The 19,645-nt window shown below is 53.9% G+C and carries 17 protein-coding genes; 7 read left to right on the top strand and 10 right to left on the bottom strand.

Translation table 11 applies throughout. The features are described 5' to 3' along the window. The 6 genes from HYU99_08790 to HYU99_08765 form a co-directional block, all read left to right on the top strand. Positions 1-721 (top strand): hypothetical protein (locus HYU99_08790; GenBank protein MBI2340443.1); only part of this gene is annotated, 721 nt, incomplete at its 5' end. 11 nt (positions 722-732) lie between these two features. Then, complete coding sequence (locus tag HYU99_08785; GenBank protein ID MBI2340442.1) at positions 733-1,116, top strand: hypothetical protein; 384 nt, start codon at positions 733-735, stop codon at positions 1,114-1,116. A 132-nt stretch (positions 1,117-1,248) separates the two neighbouring features. Continuing rightward, complete coding sequence (locus HYU99_08780; protein MBI2340441.1) at positions 1,249-2,202, top strand: hypothetical protein; 954 nt, start codon at positions 1,249-1,251, stop codon at positions 2,200-2,202. A gap of 46 nt (positions 2,203-2,248) precedes the next feature. Beyond that, positions 2,249-3,454 carry a choice-of-anchor D domain-containing protein gene (locus tag HYU99_08775; GenBank protein ID MBI2340440.1) on the top strand — a complete coding sequence of 402 codons (1,206 nt, stop codon included), beginning with the start codon at positions 2,249-2,251 and terminating at the stop codon, positions 3,452-3,454. A 3-nt stretch (positions 3,455-3,457) separates the two neighbouring features. Then, positions 3,458-5,062 (top strand): right-handed parallel beta-helix repeat-containing protein, encoded by a 1,605-nt coding sequence (locus HYU99_08770; GenBank protein ID MBI2340439.1) that lies wholly within the window; start codon positions 3,458-3,460, stop codon positions 5,060-5,062. Positions 5,063-5,094: 32 nt separating this feature from the next. Further along, on the top strand, positions 5,095-5,964 hold the full coding sequence (locus HYU99_08765; protein ID MBI2340438.1) for a hypothetical protein: 870 nt from the start codon (positions 5,095-5,097) through the stop codon (positions 5,962-5,964). 1 nt (position 5,965) lies between these two features. On the opposite strand, the gene HYU99_08760 is transcribed toward HYU99_08765, so the two are convergent. The 9 genes from HYU99_08760 to HYU99_08720 all read right to left on the bottom strand — a co-directional run bounded on the left by HYU99_08760 (position 5,966) and on the right by HYU99_08720 (position 16,330). Continuing rightward, on the bottom strand, positions 5,966-7,333 hold the full coding sequence (locus HYU99_08760) for a general secretion pathway protein GspK (GenBank protein MBI2340437.1): 1,368 nt from the start codon (positions 7,331-7,333) through the stop codon (positions 5,966-5,968). Beyond that, positions 7,317-7,985 (bottom strand): prepilin-type N-terminal cleavage/methylation domain-containing protein, encoded by a 669-nt coding sequence (locus tag HYU99_08755; GenBank protein MBI2340436.1) that lies wholly within the window; start codon positions 7,983-7,985, stop codon positions 7,317-7,319. The genes HYU99_08760 and HYU99_08755 overlap by 17 nt, the downstream gene beginning before the upstream one ends. Further along, a complete protein-coding gene (locus HYU99_08750; GenBank protein MBI2340435.1) occupies positions 7,982-8,569 on the bottom strand; it encodes a prepilin-type N-terminal cleavage/methylation domain-containing protein in 588 nt (195 codons plus the stop codon). The genes HYU99_08755 and HYU99_08750 overlap by 4 nt, the downstream gene beginning before the upstream one ends. Further along, a complete protein-coding gene (locus tag HYU99_08745) occupies positions 8,544-9,239 on the bottom strand; it encodes a prepilin-type N-terminal cleavage/methylation domain-containing protein (GenBank protein ID MBI2340434.1) in 696 nt (231 codons plus the stop codon). Before HYU99_08745 ends, HYU99_08750 begins: the two co-directional genes overlap by 26 nt. Continuing rightward, on the bottom strand, positions 9,236-9,700 hold the full coding sequence (gene gspG, locus HYU99_08740; GenBank protein ID MBI2340433.1) for a type II secretion system major pseudopilin GspG: 465 nt from the start codon (positions 9,698-9,700) through the stop codon (positions 9,236-9,238). The genes HYU99_08745 and gspG overlap by 4 nt, the downstream gene beginning before the upstream one ends. 111 nt (positions 9,701-9,811) lie before the next feature. Next, positions 9,812-11,029 (bottom strand): type II secretion system inner membrane protein GspF, encoded by a 1,218-nt coding sequence (gene gspF, locus HYU99_08735; protein ID MBI2340432.1) that lies wholly within the window; start codon positions 11,027-11,029, stop codon positions 9,812-9,814. 126 nt (positions 11,030-11,155) lie between these two features. Further along, positions 11,156-12,862: a type II secretion system ATPase GspE gene (gene gspE / locus HYU99_08730; protein MBI2340431.1), complete on the bottom strand. Its 1,707-nt coding sequence runs from the start codon at positions 12,860-12,862 to the stop codon at positions 11,156-11,158. 131 nt (positions 12,863-12,993) lie between these two features. Next, positions 12,994-15,267: a type II secretion system secretin GspD gene (gene gspD / locus HYU99_08725; protein MBI2340430.1), complete on the bottom strand. Its 2,274-nt coding sequence runs from the start codon at positions 15,265-15,267 to the stop codon at positions 12,994-12,996. A gap of 133 nt (positions 15,268-15,400) precedes the next feature. Beyond that, positions 15,401-16,330 (bottom strand): hypothetical protein, encoded by a 930-nt coding sequence (locus tag HYU99_08720; protein ID MBI2340429.1) that lies wholly within the window; start codon positions 16,328-16,330, stop codon positions 15,401-15,403. Between the two features lie 359 nt (positions 16,331-16,689). Here HYU99_08720 and HYU99_08715 point away from each other — a divergent pair, with 359 nt between their 5' ends. After that, positions 16,690-17,286 (top strand): TetR/AcrR family transcriptional regulator, encoded by a 597-nt coding sequence (locus tag HYU99_08715; protein MBI2340428.1) that lies wholly within the window; start codon positions 16,690-16,692, stop codon positions 17,284-17,286. A 25-nt stretch (positions 17,287-17,311) separates the two neighbouring features. Here HYU99_08715 and HYU99_08710 read toward each other — a convergent pair. Then, positions 17,312-19,645 (bottom strand): hypothetical protein (locus HYU99_08710; GenBank protein ID MBI2340427.1); only part of this gene is annotated, 2,334 nt, incomplete at its 5' end.

Below are 19,645 nucleotides of genomic sequence, written 5' to 3'. Positions count from 1 at the left end.
AGGTTTGATCGGCGGAGCAATCAGTGGAGGAATAACCGGCGGGGTCAAGGGGGCGATGTTTGGTGCCCTCTTTGGCGGACTCGGCGGCGCCCTCTTTGGCGGTGTCGGGAAAGTTTTGTCCGATGCGGTGGGCAAAATCGGCTCGATGGCCATATTGGGCACTGTTGGCGTTGGTTTGAGTTATGCGACCGGCGGGTGGAAAGGTTTGGTGACATTTGGGGCCGGCATCCTCGGCGGCTTGGCGGGATATAAACTGGCGGGGGCAATGAGGATGAATCAGATGGCCGACACTCGTAGTTCCTTTAGCGGGCAAAAATTATATGCACAAAATGCCACGCCATATGATGGTGAGGATGGTAATCTTAGAGCGCAAACCGGAATGGTGGGTGGGGGTAGAAGCAGGGGAGAATATTATCGATATGTCGGGGGAAAAGAAGCACAATATATTCAAGAGACAGGACGAATTCCAAATACAACAGCAGAAGGTCAATTAAAAAATGTATACTACACCAATGAAAATTTTAACTCTTCCATCGATGCTCAACAAAGATTAGCTCTGCCTTCTGAACCGACGCATAGGATAACCATTGATGCCAACAATGTGCGCGCAAATTATGGTAGTACTGTCTCTCCAGCTTATGGTCAGCCCGGAGGTGGAGCACAGTTTATTACCCATCAACCTATTCCAGTAGATCCATTAAAGATCGATACTTTGAAATGAAAGGAGTTAAAATGCCAAACGGTTTCTTTGGAACACAGCAAGAGTGGGAAAAATTAGAGGCTCCATTACGTCAATTGGACGACTTGCTGGCCACATTTGTGAAAAAACACGATTTATTCATGACAAAAAACGAACGCCATTGGCCTTGCAGATCCATTGTCTGGTCGGATGCAATTGAGAAAAAAATAGAAATTTATGCGAGCGACAAAGATAGTCCACTATACAGCATGTGGATTTGTGCTTATCAAGACAGGCACGGCCAAAGATATTGGAAGAAAAGCGTGTTAAAAGAATCCGTCTCTTTTGACGAGATTTACGCTGATATAAGTTATTCTCTTGATTCGGCAAAAAAAGAGCTTGATTCATGGTTAGAGGGAGATCTTGAAAAAATATAGATAGAATAAATGGGAAGATATGGGGTCGGGTCCTGACACTGGACCAGAGGGGCGGAAAGGGCAGAAGAAATGAAGAAACGAGGAGAGCAAAATGGCAAGACCGTTAAGAAAAATTAATAAAAGGGGAAATAAATGAGAACACTATTTATCATTGGCATGGCGTTTATTCTCTTCACCGCCTGCGGCGGGGCGCAGATGGATGGTACGGGAACAAACCCAGACGATGGGAACTCAGACGAAAACACCCTGCCCGCCACCGTTTTTGAAACCTGTCAGGTTGATGAATTGCTTGTCGGCACGTGGTATGTGCAGACCGCTATTGACGGTGATGATGTGTTGCAGATTGACAACATATTTTCCTTCGCGCCGGACGGCAGTTTTCAGGCGACAACCAGACAGTATTATGAAGGCATTTATCTGACCCTCGATGGTTCTTATGAAGTCCTTTCATCAGACACGATTCACATGACTTATACGGTTGCCAAAGAGGGGAGAGGCGTCAATTCGACGGAAACTTTCGATGAGGATGTTTTGTATTACCTGGCCGATGACGAAGCTCGGCTACAACTGCAGTTTCCGGATTCCACTTTCTACGATTTGCAGAAAAAACCGGACGATGAAGACTTCTTCACCGCCGGAACCGACGGTCGTGAAAGAGACGGTATTTGCGGCACAAACATCCTGACCACCTGTCCCGCTGAAGAGATTGTGGCCCGATGGGAGCTTGCTCCCTACTATTTTCTTGTATACAGCAATTATATTGTCTCTCTTTCCAATGCGAGGGGACTCGATGACTTCGATTCAATCATATTCTACAGTACCGGCACGGTAAAGACGCTCAAAGACAGCGAGATTGTCGAGACGCTTGATTATGAAATTGCGCCCTGTTCGGATACGGATTGTTCCGATTCCGACTGGTACTTGAGCTTTACCTGGGCAGAATACGACGCAACGGGTTCCCTTCTGATAAATATGTCCGAAGACAGTCTGGCTATTTATCCGGAAGACAAGGATCCACCCGTGATCATTTTTACGAAAATGTATGATCTGTCGTTAACCGGTGAGGTAGGTTGCAGTGATGAATAAATTTTATTTGAAAAATCTTGTTTTGACTCTGCTCTTTTTGGTGTCAATGCCATCAGTTGTTTTTTCTTATTCCGACGTCAAGATTTCCGGCGTCTCGTCCGCCGATTTCGAAGGCCCCGCGCATCACGGGTTGGTCGTCGAAACCGAAGGGATCAGCGATCCGAACCTGACCTATTACGAAGTCAATATCAAGGAAGACACCGGAAACCCCTTCTATCCCCCCTGGGAGGTCTATGCCACCGAACTGATGCCGTATGACACGGGCTTAAAGCTGAATATTCCATATCGCAACGGCATCCTCGCCCTCAAGGCGGGAACGCAATATTGTGTCCGCGTCCGCGCCCTTTTTGGTTCCGATTATACCGATTGGGCCGAGGAGTGCGGCATCACGCTGACAGTTTCCGGTTCCTCGACGGACGTTGACGGCGACGGCCTGACGGAAACCGAAGAGTACGGCTATGGAACTGATCCGAATAATTCCGATTCCGACGGTGACGGCGTGGATGACGGGACCGAAATCGCCGAAGGGGGCGATCCCAATGAGGCCCTCCACCCACAGTTTCAGGTCAACACCGCCTCCATCAACTTCGGCAAAGGAAACGCCTTTGGCCAATACCCCAACCAGCATCAGTATATCGAGATTGAAAATGTCGGCGACGACGTGGCCCTGATCGATTCGGTGACGGTGCAAAATGTCTTTCCTTATTTCTTTGGTTCCAAAGAGGTCTTCAAGGTCGGCTCGTTCCCCTCGTCGCTTACGCACATTCCGCCGGAAAATGTGGTCCGGATTCCCGTGTCGTTCATTCCCAAGAGAAACGGGAGTTTCCACGCCAAGGTTGTCATTGAGAGTTCAAACAATCCCGAAGAAATCGCCGAGATTGAACTGACCGGTCGGGGAGTGGAGATACCGAAGTGCGATATTTCCCCCGACAGCCTCGATTTTGGAACCGTGAGCGTCGCCGATCAGGAGGTGCTGACCAAAGAACTGACGATCTCCAACAAGTCATCTCTCCTCGGTTCGAAGATGATAGGGCTCTTTGGCGGAAGCGATTATCCCTTGGGTTTTACAATATCCTCTTCCAACAGCCAGATTGTTCCGGGCTTAAGGAGTTTTGTCCTGCCGGAGGATACGGAAATAACCGTTCCCGTGTTGTTCCGCCATACCGAGGCGGGGAATTTTGACGGCACTTTGGAAATCAAGTCGTTCCAGTGTGGAACACAAGCCATCGAAGTGAAAGGAACGGTTGAGTAAAATATGAACCTAAAGCAAACAAAATACGCGGCTATTTTTCTGGGCGGGATTCTGGTCCCCCTTCTGTTCCCGCTTGATGTTCTTTGCGCCGAAAGAACCGTAAGTGTTTTTTCGGATGACGAATCGGCGGAAGGAACGTTGCGCAAAATACTTCAGGTCGCCTGTGACGATGCCGGCAATGATACGATTCATTTTGCCGACTTCGGTTATTCTTCGGCCCGCATTCTTCTGGACGCTCCCCTGGTTATTCCGGAAGACTGCCGGGGAACCGTAACCGTGAAGGGTCCAGCCGATATTGACATTATCCTGGATGCTGGGAACCTCGGGGCAGGGGGATCCACACCGGGCGACTCGTGCATTCTGCATGTCTATTCGGATGGGCATGTCATCCGGAATTTAAGTTTTGTCAACAATTCCAAAGGGGCCGGTGTCTGCCTGTTCGGCCGGGACAACACGGTAAAGGAAAACCGTTTTGGCGCAACCGAAGCGGGAGATGAGGAACCCAACCGTTACGGGATTGTCGTATCGGACGTCTTTGTCGAAGATTATCCCGAAATAGACGGAAGCGGCAACACCATTCGCGGAAATACCATCGGCCCCAACGATCGTCAGGGAATCTGGGTGGAGGCAAGCGATGTCCTGATCGGCGGCGATTCGTTTGACGATGACCGGAATGTTATTCAGGAAAACGAAGAAGGGGGAATCTTTGTTGTGGGAAAGGAAACAAACGCCGTCCATATCACCCACAACACCATCTCGAATAATGGCGAGGAAGGTTTGGGAATCGATCTCAATGATGATGGCATCAGTCTGAACGATCTGCTCGATTCCGATACGGGGCCTGACGAGATGATGAACTTCCTCGACCATCTCCAGTTGTTCCCGCTGGTGCCCGACCCCAGTGGAACCGCCCGTTACTGGGGATGGGGGGTGGCTTTAAGCGGGACGCATTTGGAGCTCTACCGCGTCTCTGACGAGGATTGGAAAAACGAAGTCGGCTACGGCGGCGGGGATGACTTCGTGGCCGATTTTTCTCTTTCGGGTTATGCCTTCGAAACAGATCCGGAAATCGATGTCTTTTCTGCCGGCGATATCGTCACCGCCCTTGTCTTTGACGGCGAAAACAACACCTCGGAATTTTCGATGAATATCCCCGTGGGCGACGACGCCGATCTCGACGGAATCGTGGATGACGATGAGGCCGGTGGAACGTCGGGATCGCTGGCGGATGACGCCGATAGCGACGATGACGGCCTCCCCGATCCGGCGGAGGATCACAATCGTAATGGCGTATGGGACGAAGACTTGGGGGAAACGTCCGCTTGGCTGGCCGACTCTGACGAAGACGGTCTTTCGGATTGGTATGAGATTCATGGCGATGGGGTTTATGACGAAGGGGTGGATACAGACCCGCTGAACAATGACACCGACGGCGACGGTTTGTTGGATGGTCAGGAGGACGCAAACTTAAACGGCGTTTGGGAGAGTTATTTGGGGGAAACCAGCCCGCTCTTGTCGGATTCCGATCAGGATGGCGTGGATGATTCCGCGGACAACTGCCCCGCCGTCTCTAATCCCGATCAGGAAGACTGGTATTGCCAATTGTAGAACCGATGGGGGTTGGTCGGAAAGTCTTAAGAATGATGCAAGACAATCAAACTCGGATTCCCTCCACGCGTTATCTTGACCCCTTTGCCGAGGCATTGGCGCTTTTTGAAGAACCGGCGAGTCTTGAAGCGGCATGCGTTGACGAGGGGGAGCAGACAAAGCGCGAACAGTTTGTCGATATTTACGAGAAAGCGACAGACGAGATGGTTCACCTCATGCATGGTTCTCCCATTGCCGGGTCAAAAACTTTTTACCCGACTTCGACAACCAGGCCGGTTGTTAAAAAAACGGGACGGGCCATTTGCGTCGACGATGCGGAGCAATTGTTTTCGGTGGTCCTGGAATCGGCTCAAAAAAAAGGCCCGGCCGGACTGGATGATGCTCTGCCGATGCTTCACGATGCCGTCTACTGGGCCAATCGCGCCGGTTTTACGGATGAAAAGATTCGCGCAGAACTTCATGAAATTCGCGAGGCCTACGAAACCTGGTTTCAGGAAACTCCCCACTCTTTATTGCTTGCCCAGATATTTTCATTGCCGAATCTTTTCCAGATCGTCAACCGTTACCGCATGGACGCGGTTTACCGCTTGGGTCGGCTTAATCCCGAAGAGATGGAAACGGTCTTGCAGGGGTTCTATTACGTCCTCTCATCCGGCGACAATGAAACGCAAATGAAGGAATTTATCGGCGCCGCTTCGAGCCGGAAGGAAATTATTGCCGCCCTTTTGAAGCCGCAGGGCAACGGCCGTTCGTGCCTGGATATCCTGGAAGAGGAGGCAGTCACCCTTGCCGCGAGCAAAAACGATCCGGCGTTCTGCCTGACGCCGGAAAAGGTCAAGCGGCGGTTTGCTTTGCTCCGGCGTGATTTTGTCAACGATGAGGCAATGGGAGAGATAAACTGACCTACTCCACCCGAAAGTAGAGGTACTTCCACTGGGTGGGGTTGGAAGAACCGGTGTTGAGCACGGTCGAAATGGAAACTGAAGTCTCCCCCACCGTCCCTGTGGCCCTGATTCTGAAAATCTTGTTGTCCTTGGTCAGAAGATCCTTGAACTGAAAGGCACAACCGGCGATTTTGGAGCCGGCGGTCGAAGTGGAGGAGCTGGAAGAGGAGTCGGACGTGTCGGACGAGTCCGCACTGCTCTCCTCCAGATCAACCAGCCCGAGGGTAGAATTGAGGGCGGACGCCATGGAGTCGGGGTCGGGGCAGGCCGAGGATACCGCCGTGGCAAGCTCCGTCATTTTTTCTTCGTCCTCGTAGCCCACCGGCTGGGCACAACCGGCATGGTTGGTGTAATGATGAACCAGCGCCTTGATCAAGTCCTCCTGTTCGCCGATACAGACATTCAACTTGTCATCGGCGCTGTAGACCGTCACAAACGGCGCAAGCAACTGATAGATATCGTCGGTCATGCCGGCAACCAATCGTAATTCGGAGAGGTTCAGCAGTTTGCCGTTTTTTACCTTATAGCCGGCATCACTGTAGAGGCCTTCTTCGTCCCCCCTCTGGATATTTTCGAATTCGTTGACGAGGCCGTTCGAATCGACCCAATCGGCAATGGCGTGAACGAGCGTTGCGGCGTCCTGTTCCTGATCTTCAAAAGCATTCGCGAAGGAGGGACTCAACAAAAGCGAATAAAGGAGCTGTTTGCGCTGATCGTAGGCGGGGGCGGTGGAAACGAGGGAGGCGATTTTGTTCAGGTCGTATTTCGACTGTTCCTCGGTGATCTCGCTTTCAAAATCCCCCTCAAAGCTCAAAAACTTTTCCGCCTCTTCTTTGGAGACCATGCTGACACCCGATTCAATATCCTCCTCCCCCGTCGCTTTTTCCTCCTCTTCTTCTCCCTCGTCCCCCGTTTGGCCCTCCTCTTCCGCTCCTTCCTCCTCTCCCTCGCTCCCGCCGGGCAGTCCCGATGATTCGCCGCTTAAAACCCCGCGGAGCAGTTCCGAGGAGAGCGGCATGAGGCGGTAGAGCGGCTCGGAGCCGAAGGAACTCCCTGCCGATCCCGCACTTTCGAGCAGTTTTTCGGCGTCCTTGTTGTATTTGAGAAGCAGACGCGAAAAATTGAGCGCCGATTTGGCCAGATAATAGGCCTCCAGCCTCTCCTTGGCGTGTATGGCCAAACGGTAGTTGATCCGCGAGTTGTAGGCGAATTCCACCACCGAGGCGGTCAGCACCATGAGGGTGGAGAGAACGATGAGAAGGGCGATGCCTTTTTCATTTTTCGACCTTCGACCTTCGACCTTCGACTTGTTAAAAATTAATCTCATTCGCATATAAATTCACCGGCATTGTCGTCGTAAAAAAATATTCTTTCCCCGCCTCTTCCTCATCCTCTTCATTCTCCTTGAAAACGACCCGAAGTTCCACCTTCACCGCCTGGGGGAGACGATTGAGCGTGGAGAGTTGGGTGGTATCCCATTCCGCCACCCATTCCGTTTTGTTGGAATCGTAATATTGAATCTTCAGCTCCTTGACATTTTCAATCATCGCATATGCAATTCCCCCCTCCGTCACCTTTTCCCCGAGCCATTGCGACTCGCGGCGGTAGAGGTCGGATGTGCCCGCGTCGTTTGCCTTGAGGGAATAGCCGACGGAGGCCGCGTCGGAGTCATGGGCGTTTTTCTGGAAATGGAGTCTGCTAAAGGTGGAGAAATCGAGCGCCTGATCGCTCCCGATCATTCCGGTGGCGTAATTTCCCTCCTGCCCCTTGAAGGCCGAATTGGCCAGAAACGCCTGCGCCAGATCGTCGTTCAACTTTCCCAGACTGATTCTGACCGAATGGAAAAGCTCATCCCGGCGCTCGGCCTTGTTCCGGGCGTCAAGCGCCCGGCTCATCGTGGTCTGAATAAGGATCGTCATGCCCGCCAGAATGGCCACGCCAATCATGATTTCGATGAGGCTGAATCCTTTTTGATTCATTTCAAATTCACGATATGCGTTGTCACCGTCAGATGCGGCTGATCCTCGATCGGCGTCTCCTCCTCCCCCCAATAAATGGTCAGCTTCACCTCGCGCACCGCCTTGGAAAGCTGGTCCATGATGTTTTTGACATACGAACCGACCATCGCGCTCTCTTCCTCGGCGCCGGTCTCCATCACCGGAATTTCGACCTTTGAAACGGCATATTTCCAGCGGAAATCGGCAAACGGCTCGTCGAAAGTCCCCTCCTGTGTCGTGTCCTGGTCGGGGAATTTGTTTTTGGCCAGATCCTTTTCCAGCTCCATTTCAATCTCGGTCATCTTCTGGCGCGCAAGAAGGGTGGCCCTCGTCATCCGTTCGGCCCGTTCCATCGACAGAAAGGAACTCCCCTGGCTGGCCAAAAGCGCCGTAAACGATGCCGCCAGAATCGCCACGGCAATGAGGATTTCGAGGAGGCTGAAGCCTCCGCTTTTGTCACCCCCGCGCAAGCGGGGGTCCAGAAGTTTCAAGAAGTCATGGATTCCCGCTTTCGCGGGAATGACACTTGCCAACAGCACGTTATTCAATTTCTTCCAAAGTCTCATAATCGATATATCCCGTCTTCACCGCGCACCGTCCCGTGATCGGATTGACGACAATCGACATATTGGCGTCCTGTTCCTCATTCGAAAAATGAATCACCGCCATTTCGGTCTGGCCGCTGGGGAAAAAATAAAGCCAAGCTTGCCCCTCCGCGACCAACCCCTCCTGATGGGCCACATAGACGTCGCGAATGCGGACCTCCTTGTCGAAAACCACCTTCTTGAATCCCTCTTCCTCTTCCTCGGCTGTGGAGAATCCCTTTGATTCCTCTCCCTCTTCATCCGCATCTTTTTCCTCTTCTTCCGTCTTTTTTTCCTCTTTCCCGGTTTTTTTGGCGTCCGCCTCGTCTTCCGCCTGTGTGGTCACATAAAAAGGCTCCTCGCTCGATTCGATCCAGTAGGCCTGATTGTCGAGGTCGAACACAAGGCGGTAATACCGGTTTTTGGCGGCGGACTGGTTGTAGAGAAAACGGATGGTGCCGATCAGATGGGATGACTCTTTTTTGACCTCGGTGTTAAACGAACCACCGACAAAACTGATGGCAAGCCCCATCATGCCCGCGGCAATAGCGATGACCACCAGCAGTTCGATGAGCGTAAAGGCGGCAGTGCCGCCGGCCAGATGGCCTGAAGGGAACCGCAAACCGTCCGCTGACTTCTCCGCAGAACTCATTCCTTATCTTCCGTGTCCTCCCAGCTGTTGATGTCGTCTTCATTTCCCTCTTCGCTGTCGGGGCCGGAGGACCAGACCTCCACCTTGTTGCCGTGAGAACCGGGGCTGGCATAGTTGAACTCTTCGCCCCATCCGTCTTTCGGAAGTTTTTTAAGGTAACCGTCTTCGGGATAATTTTCGGGGACCTTCCCGGAAGACGGTTTTTCGACAAGGGCCTCCAGCCCCTGATCCGACGAGGGATAGGAGTGGTTGTCCAGCTTGTACTGGTCGAGGGCGTTCAGCAGATTGGATATCTGCGTTTTGGTGAGATCGATGTTGGCCTTTTCCTTCCGGCCGAGGACGTTCACGGCGATAAGGCCGGTGATGCCGGCGATGATGGCCACCACCACCATGATTTCGATGAGCGTCATGCCCGCGTCATTTACCACCGGTGCTACCGGTTTGAATAATCGTTTCAACATAAGTTTCTCCTTATCTTATTTCACGTTTAACTAAATCACTTTTTCCCTCTGCGGGCTCCGCTCCCAAGCCGCTTCATCCGCCACCGGCGGCGCGGCTTGGGAACCCTCCTTTTAGAGTTCGGACATTTTAAGGATTGGAAGCAGAATTGACAACACAATAAATGAGACAACCCCTCCCATCACCAGAATCATCAGCGGCTCCAAAAGGGTGGTCATGGTGGAAACGGTCGTATCCACCTCGGTGTCGAAGGTATTGGCCACCTTTTCGAGCATCGTCTCCAGCGCCCCGGTTTTTTCCCCCACCGCGATCATGTGAATGACCATCGGGGGAAACTGGCCGCTCCGTCTCAAGGGTTCGGCAATCGACTCCCCTTCCTTCACGCTGTGCTGGGTGCTGTCTATCGCCTCGGACAAGACCATATTGTTGACAACGTTTTTCACAATATCGAGGGCCTGTAAAAGTTGCACGCCGCTCCGAAGGAGGGTGGAAAGGGTCCGCGAAAAACGGGAAAGGGCGATCTTGCGGAAAAGTTCGCCGAAGATGGGGGCCTTAAGCGACATCCGGTCGATCTTCATGCGCCCCTGGGGCGTTTTGGCGTATCGGCGGATCAGATAGACGGCAAGCGCCATGCCGAGGATGATCAAATACCAGTAGCTTTGGGTAAACGAAGAGGTGTTCATCAGAATCCGCGTGGGGAGGGGGAGCACCGCCTCGGCATCCTCGAAGATCGAGACGATCTTCGGAACGACGCTGATCAAAAGATACATCATGAGCGACATCCCCACCAAAGCCATGATCACCGGATACATCATCGCGCTGGTCACCTTGCTTTTGAGCAGAGCCTGATATTCGGTGAAATCGGCGAGCCGACCCAAGACCCCCTCCAGCGCCCCGGAGGCCTCGCCGGCGCGGATCATGTGAACATACAAATCGTTGTAGATTTTGGGAAAGGCCTTCATGGCGTCGGCCAGGCGGGATCCCTCGGTTACCTTGTCCTTGATTTGGGAAAGCGATTTTTTGAGAAGGGGATTTTCAACTTGTTCCTGAAGGGCCCCCAGAGCGTCAACCAGCGGAATATTGGCCCCCATAAGGGTCGCCAGCTGGCGGGTCATGTGGGCCAGCTCTTTGGTTTTGACCCGCTGAAGAAAGGCCGGTCCCCCCTTTCCACCGAGGCTGAAGCCCTTTTTCGATCCTTCCAGATAGATTTCCGAGGTAAAAACGCCGGTCTTGCGCAGTTTCAACCGCGCGGCCCGGTCGTTTTCGGCATCGACAACGCCGGAGACCTGCTTTCCTTTGGAATCGATTCCCTTGTAGGCGTAGACGGCCATCGTAAAAACAAATATCAAATTCCAAAATCCAAATTCCAAATAAAATTCAAATTTCAAAATCCAAACGAATTAAAAAAATTTTGACATTGTCGTTTGTCTTTTTGTTTGGAATTTGGCATTTGGAATTTATCCTCTCACCACATCTTCCTGCGTCAGGGCCAGAACCTCTTCGACGGTGGTCTTGCCGTTCAAGATCAGCTGAACTCCCGCCTCGCGGAGAGTGAACATTCCCTTTTTCATCGCCTCTTTTTTGATGGCAATGGCGTCGGCAGAGTGGGTAATCAGCCCGCGCACTTCGTCGTCGATCAACAGGATTTCATGCACCGCTGTCCGGCCGGCATAACCGGTCTCCTGACAGACACCGCACCCGCGAGGACGGTAGATTCTCCTCCCGGAGGTCGCCTCGCGCGAAATGGCCAACTGTTCCAGCTCAAAATCGCTCGGGTCGTACGACTCGGCGCACTCCTTGCAAACGGTGCGGACGAGCCTCTGCGCCACAATGCCGATCAACGAGCTTGCAATCAGAAAGGGCTCAACACCCATGTCGATCAACCGGGTGGCCGACGAGGCGGAATCGTTGGTGTGAAGGGTGGAAATGACCAGATGGCCGGTGAGCGAGGCCTGCACGGCGATTTCGGCCGTCTCCTTGTCGCGGATTTCGCCGATCATGATGACATCGGGGTCCTGGCGCAGAATGGCGCGAAGCTGATTGGCGAACGTGAGGTCGATCTTCGGATTCACCTGCGACTGGTTGATCCCCTCCAGCTGGTATTCCACCGGATCCTCGCAGGTGATGATCTTCACGTCGGGGGCGTTGATTTCGGTCAAGGCCGCATAGAGGGTGGTCGTTTTTCCGGAACCGGTCGGGCCGGTGACGAGGATAATGCCGTGGGAGTGATGGATGAGATCACGGATTTTTTTCAGATTTTCCCCTTCGAGGCCGACATTGTCGAGGTTTAAGAGCACCTTGCTCCGATCGAGGAGCCGCATAACGACGCTCTCGCCGAACGATGTGGGAAGCGTGGAAACGCGGATGTCGATGTCTTTGCCCGCCACCTTGATGCGGATCCGGCCATCCTGCGGGAGGCGCTTTTCGGCGATGTTCAGATTGGCCATGATCTTCACGCGCGAGAGGATGCTGTTTTGCGCCTTCCGCGGCGGATGCATGATGTCGTAGAGAACCCCGTCCACGCGGAAACGGACGACCAGCTCCTTTTCAAACGGTTCGATGTGGATATCCGAAGCCCTCTGTTTGGCGGCGCGGAATAACAACTGGTTGACCAGGCGGATGATGGGGGCCTCGTCGTCCGATTCCAGAAGGTCCTGCACCTCTTCCAGATTATCGGTCATCTCCAGCCCCTCTTCGCCGAGGTCGCTCATGACCCCGGCTTCAGTCCCCGCCTGGCGGTTGTAGCAGGCGTTGATGGCGTCGGTGATCTGCTGGGAACTGCCGATCACCGGCTTTACCGGCTGTTCGAACAAAAGATGAAGGTCATCCAGCGCCCAGTGGTTGACCGGGTCGGCCATCGCCACCACCACATGGCCGTCTTCCAGCCGGATGGGGAGGATTTCGTTTTTCTTGGCGAAGTTGATGGGAACCTTGGCGATAAGATCGTTGGGGATCTGGTCGGGGGCAATTTCGGAAACATAGGGAATTCCCATCTGAATGGAGAGGGCGCGGGTGATATCCTGCGGCCTTAAAAATCGGAGCTGGACCAGCGCCTCGCCGAGCCTGGCCCCCTTCTCCCTCTGGACCACAAGGGCCTCCTCGAGTTGCTGGGGCGTCAGCGGCGTGTGTTCGAGAAGAATTTGTCCGAGGCTTTTGTCTTCCATACGAATACCGGAGGAATTTTACCTCATTTGGGGGTGAATGACCAGAGAACTTAAAAATCCCCCTTGGTCCCCCTTTTACAAAGGGGGAGATTCGTACTCCCCCCCTTTGAAAAAGGGGGGTTAGGGGGGATTTAGCGTGATTTTTCCCGGTAACGAACCCCCTCTTCCGTCGCGGGGGTAACCACCGGGTCGGAGGTGGTGGAAGGGGTGGATGAATAGGCGCCAACCTCCTGTCGCACGGCCGTCTTGTATTCCAGAAGTTCTTTGGCGTGATTTTTGATCGACTCGCGGATGGCCTTTCGCTGGGAGGCGCCGTAGTTCATCTCGATAAAAAGATTCCGCTCCTCGATCTTCTTCTTTAAAATTTCGAGATAATCAGCCCGCTCCCGAATAATGTAGGGGGTAACAAATACGACGATATTCGTCTTTTCCTTAGCCGTGGTCCGGTTTTTAAAGAGGTTCCCCAAAACGGGGATATCCCCCAACAATGGCACCTTATGCGTCGTCACGCTGGTGCTGTCGTCAATCAGGCCTCCAATGACAATCGTCTGCTTGTCGTTGGCCACCACCACCGTCTGAACCGACCGCTTGGTGAGTGTAGGGCCCAGCGTGGCATCGGTAGAGATAACATCGGTGACCTCCTGTTCGAGGGTCAGACGAACGGTGTTGCTCTCCGAGACCTGCGGGGTGATCTTGAGAATAATGCCGGTGTCTTCGCGGGTGACGGAAAATGTGGTGACGCCGCTGGAGACCGTGGTCCCCGAAGGAACCGGAACCTCTTGGCCGACCTGAATCGTCGCCTCCTGATTATCGAGTGTCAGAATGCTGGGGGTTGAAAGAACGTTTACATCGGTATCGGACTGCAATGCCTGTAGAATCGCGCTTACGGCCGGAATTTCAACGGTATCGCCGTTGGAGTCGGTGAAGCTGACGGTTCGCTCCGAGGCGATGCCGCCGGCCGCCCCGCCGGAGGCCCCCGCGATGCTGGCGATGGTGGAGGGGAAGGTGGGCAAAATGGAGCCAAAGGCGGCCAGTTTGTCCCCCCCTGCCAAGCTCAAGATATTTCCCATGTTGCCGGAGACCCCGATCGTTTTGGATTTATTCACGCTCAACTCCATCACCACCGCTTCCAGATAAACCTGCCGCCTTGGGATATCGAGCTTGTTCAACACCAGCTCGACGAGCGTTTCATAATCCTTGGGCGACGCCGTGATCACGAGGGCATTGGTCCCCTCGTCCGCCGTGATTTTGACCTCACCGGTCAATTCGAGCGACGCGGCCCCCGGCGCCGCCGATTCCTTGGTGGTAGTAGCCGTTTCAGAGGTAGCCGTCGTGGCCGATGTTTTTTTGCTTTTATCGGTCTTCTTCCCCGAAACGAGGGAAGAAAGAACCTCCGCCATCTCCTTGGCGTTGGCATGTTTTAAGTAATAGACATGGATAGCCCCCTCGGCCCCCCCCGTCGGCGTGTCGAGCCGGGCGATCAGCGAACGGACTTTGACAATCGACCGCTTGCTCCCCAGAATGATGATGGCATTGGTGCGGTCATCGGAGATGACCTTCGAAATCTGCGGCGTCTCTTCCAGCTCACCCCCCGCTTCGGCGCCCCGGCGGGATGTCCGCCGCGTGGTGGCGGTTTTGCCGGTGGCGCCCGCCCCCTCAAAAAGCGAGGTGATTTTTTCGGTGATATCTTTTGCGTCCGCGTATTTGATGGGGATGATTTCAATCACCTCCTGCGGCCCCTCCTGATCGAGTTCGCGGATGATTTTCATGATCCGGTCGATGTTGGAGCCGGAATCGGTGAGGATGAGCGAGTTGGTGGAAGGATAGGCAAAAAGATTTCCGTCTTTGGAAACAAGGCCTTTGACAACGGAGGACAATTCATTGGCCGAGATATTTTTTACCTGAACGATCCGGGTGATGTACTTGTCGGTATTCGGCGTTTCATCCTTGAAAATTTCAAGCGGCTCGGTGATCGATTCTTTCGTATCGACAACCTTGACAAGACCGCCGGGGGTTATAACCGTTGTGTACCCCATCACTTGCAGGGCGGAAAGAAAGGCCTGATAGGCCATGTCTTTGTTCATCGGCTTTTCCGAAATGATGGTGATCTTCCCCTTTATTTTGTCGTCGATTAAAAAGTTGGTGCCGGTGGCCTTGGATATCTGCTTGATGAGGTCTTTGATTTCCACGTCGGTGGCGTTGAGATAGATAAGCTCTTCGGAGGGAGTAAGTCCCGCAGGGACCAGCCCCGTATCGGCCGGTGGCGTACCCGAGTCGGCGGGGACACCCGCCGGTTGTTCACCGCCATATTTTTCTTCGAGGGCCGGACTGACAGCAGGCTTGGCTGTGGCAGGCGAAGCCTCTTCCTGCGAAAAAACGGCGTGGGGCAGAAGGAGAACCGACAAACCACAAACAAAGAGAGTCCTTTTGACGAAGCAATTTTTGGTCCCCGCCGAATCATATGCCTTTGTGACAATCCGCCTCCGGACGGCTTCCGAAAATTGCGGAGACAAGGGGACTCTCTTTGTTTGTGTATGGTCAACGAATCTCATATTCAAGTGCCTGTTGCGCCCCTCCCCTTTCCACATCAATCGTGATGCTTGTTTCCGTTTTCAACTGATTGAAAATCTCGAGCCCCTTCTTGATATCCAGCTCCATCCCGTTGATCTTTTGAAGAATGTCCCCCCTTTTTAAGCCAAGCTTGGCAAAGACGCTGTCTTTCTTGACCGATAAAAGCTTCAACCCGTTTGGTTTCCCTTCCTTGAAATGGGGAACCGCCCGGATCTGGGTATATAATTTGTCGAGGTTCGCGATGGCTGAATCGATTTCGGCGCGGTCGATGACAAATTTTCCCTCCCCCGCCTGCTCGATTTTCTCCCCCTCTTTTTCCCCCTTGGTGATTACCGTCGTATCCAGCGGCGTGGGGGGGACATTCAGTGAGGCCACCTTGGTGAAATCCTCCAGCTCCACATATTCCAGGTGCCCCTTGTTCACAAATTCCACGCGGCTGTTCAAAATCTTGACAATCTTTGTATCGGGCGCGAACTGCTTTTGATCGCTCACGGTATACACGTCCTGCCTCCCCTTTCCCTCTCCCCCTTCGATGATGCAGGAGGAGCGCTGATCCATTCCGCCTCCCACCGAGAAGGTCGAGATCAGCTTGATTTTCAGCGAGGTCGGCCTCGCCTCCCCCGTTAAATCGACCTCTTGTTCCGGGACAGTTTCCGTTTCCGCAACTTCGCCGGTCGCCTGCGAATCAAAAATATTCCTTTCAATAATCGGCTTTAAACTTTCAGGCCCGGCAATAATTTTTTCTTCCGCCGGAGCCTGTACAACCGTTTCTTCCTTTTCCGCCTTGCCTCCCATCAAGGCGGCCGGCGTCTCAAACTGCGCCGCAACGAAGTTGGCCGCCATCCTTGCCAAAAAGTATGAGCAGAGGACTACCGCCGCCAGGCTGATGGCCCACATGTACTTTTTGAGATAAAAGCTCAAAGTGACGCCTCACGGTTTTGGTTCGATTATACACTAAGGCCTCGACGCGCGTCTTTAGCCTGTAACCGCTTCACGCATAATCGGGAACGATACTTTCTCCCCCCGATGCATGGGGGCCAGCTGGAGTATCATCCTCCAATATGCGCTACGCAAGTAGCCATAACGCGTTACGGGGACGAATGGGTTTTTTCTTGGGAAATCAGCGAGATGGTAACAGAATTTGACAAAGGAGGCAAATAGAAAGATAAGGGTTCCCACCGAGCGCCGACCGAATAGGGAGGATAAAGCGAGGTGGGAGCGGAGTCGGCAAGGGCAAAAAGTGAATTAGTATCGCTATGAAAGAACGATACACAAAAGAAGAGCGCCAAAAACAGCTTTTGGAGTCTGCCATGGTCGCCTTTGGCAAGAAGGGCTACCACGGGACGCAGGTTTCCGACATCATTTACGAAGCCGATGTCGCCCGGGGGACTTTTTATCTCTATTTTGAGGGGAAGCGGGAAATTTTCGACGCCCTGCTCGCCGAAATTCTTCAGAAGGTGAAAAACGAGGTGACCCTCCTGCCCCGTGACGCCGTGGACAAGATTCCGGCGCAGATGATGGGAAACCTGGAGCGTGTTACGCGGCTTCTTTTGGACAACCCGACTTATATAAAACTTCTCTTTTCCGATGCCGTTGGGCTCGATTCGGAATTTGACCATCGGCTCAAGCAATTCTACGAAGATATTCTGGATTTGATCCGCCGCGGTTTAAGGCAGGGGCAGGAGATGGGCTTTGTGCGGCAGGGAAATATTCATGTCCTGGCGACATCCCTTCTCGGATGCTTTAAGGAAGTTTTCTACCAATACCTGCTCGGCACAGAAAAACCGACCGCGGAGGAGATTATCCAGGAAATTTATGCGCTGGTGATGGCCGGCTTGGCGCAACGCCCGTAGGGGTGCACAGCCGTGTATCGTTACATTAGATTCTTCTTCGCCGCCGGACATAGGCGATGCCGATCAAAACCATGAGGACCAGAGGGACTGCCGACGAACGCCGGCCGGCTGAGCCGTTCCGGGGCGCCCCCGAAAAATCATCGCCCATCCAGCAACCGCAACCGCTCCCCCCTTCCGCCGCGGAACCGTCATCACCGCCGTCGTCGGTCCCCGAAGTCCCATCTTCCCCATTGGCTCCGGCCAGTACGCCATTTCCCAGCAGGGCAAAATCGGTCAGATGATCCTGGGTAAAGGTCACACTATCTCCTTCCGTATCGACGGCCGCGGTGGTGATGAAACTGTAAGCGCCGGCTGACGTGTCAAAATAGTTGCTCTCCAACTGGTCTTCCTCAAGTTCCAGATTGGCCACCTGCGTCGCATTGTAGGGCAAAACGAAGGTGGCATCGGCGTCAAGATCGGTAATCGCAACGCCGTTGCCGTCAAAACAGGCCACGGTATAGCCATAGAAGGAAACAGGCCGTTTATTGGAAGTAAAGGGGGTGACGGCCGCATCCGCCGTGCAGGTGGCCTGCCCGGCAGAGCCAAGGGATGTCTGGGGAAAAACGACCTTGAAACCATCTTCCATGGTCAGGGTCAACGTCTGACTCGATATGTCGCTGATCGTGGCACTTTGCGACTCCGGTACGGTGACGACATAGTCAAGGGCGAGTTGAATCGAAGTCGTCGAATCCGCCGCGCATTCCGTCTCGGTCACCGCCGACATGTACAGATTGCTCCCCACCATGCCGTAGGCGACTGCATACCAAACGATCCCCGTCATGCAGGGACAACCGACCAGGCCGCTTTCATCATCGACACCCTCCGAAAAATTGAAGCCCTCCAGGGCAAAACAGTCGACGGTGGCATTGGCCACAGGGCTGACACTTTCAGCTTCCGGGGCGGGAGTTCCTTCGGTGACAACCACATCAAAACTGCCGTCCGGCTCGACAAAACTCAAGGCGGCGGCCGTAGTCCCCCCTTCGGTAACCGTAACGGCCACCTCCTCCGGGTTGAATATGTTTTCCTCGGTCTGCATGCTGAAGGGGATATGGGCGGTGAGGTAATAGGTGGTCCCAACTGGTGCCGCCCCCACTTTGATGGTGCATATCCCGTCACTCCCCGTGTAACAGGCGTCGGGGGAGTAAAAATATCCGCTGAACCCACCCTCTTCACTGCCGGAATAGGGGTTTGCCTGCACAAAAACATCGCCCCGCGGCGATCCGTCGGTGTTCGTGACGGTGACGTCGATCGAACCGACACGCAACAGGGTCAAATCCTCCGACAATCCGCCGCTGTCCGAAACGACAAGGCTCGAGGAACCCACCCCCGAGGCGTAACCGCTTTCCGGGTTGATCCAGTGACCCAATTTCCAACTCCCCGCCGAAAGATCACAGCTGTAGCCGCTGGAAGTGACGTTGCAGGGGCGGTGTTGTCTCCCCCGACTGGCATAAACGGAGAGCCAGGTATAACCATCGAGGGTGATCGCGCTACCTGCGGCATCGACATAACCCCCCGAAACGGCATCTTCGATGACGGTCTCCGCCACAAGATTAACCACTCCGCCATCCCCGCTACATGTGGCCGTCACGGGATCGCCGGGAATATAATCTTCGTCCCAAAACCAGGCATCGTAGGACAACTCGACCCCCTCTTCCACCTGCATGGTTCCCGTTCCTCCGTTCAGCGATGCCCAGTTGCCGCGGAAAGCGGCTCCCCCTTCCGCCGTATCTCCGCTTGATTCAGGGCTGGCCTGGGCGCCGGCATAAAGCTGGGTTAAAATGTCGCCGTCTTCATTCGTCAAGTTGACCTGCATGGGACAGTCACAGAGGGGAAAGGTAAAATTGACCGTCTGGTCAGCGGCGGCGGAGGCCTCCACCGTTTGTGCCCCCTCCGTTGTGTAAGTGCATATCGTCGAATCCTCCGCATCCCCCCAGGTGTTCGCATTGGCCGTTAAATTGTAGACAAGACCGTCCACCGCATAAGCGGTATAGTATCCATCGTTGTCGGCTTGCGCGGAAAACCAGTCGGAGGAACCGGCGGAGTTTTGCCGGTGCCAACCGTTGATCCAGCCTGTAACCGCCGCGCCGTTTGCATCGACAAGCCGTCCGGAAATCGTTGCATTCTTTACGGGCATTTCCAGCGTCACGACTTGGGTCGTGTTTGATGTGAGGGTCACCTCCGTGCTGACGGAGGCGATGTCCCTGCGGTCATACGGAGGCCAAACCGCCACCGTATAGGTGCCTGCGGGGGCCGTTGCCGTAAAGGCGCCGTCAGCGCCCGTTTGAGCGGAGACATTAGTTTGTGAAGAGGAACAAGCGTT

Source organism: Deltaproteobacteria bacterium (assembly GCA_016183175.1).
Taxonomy (GTDB): Bacteria; UBA10199; UBA10199; order UBA10199; family SBBF01; genus JACPFC01.
Note: the sequence above shows the minus strand (reverse complement) of the source record. Positions and strands in the feature narration are given on the sequence as shown.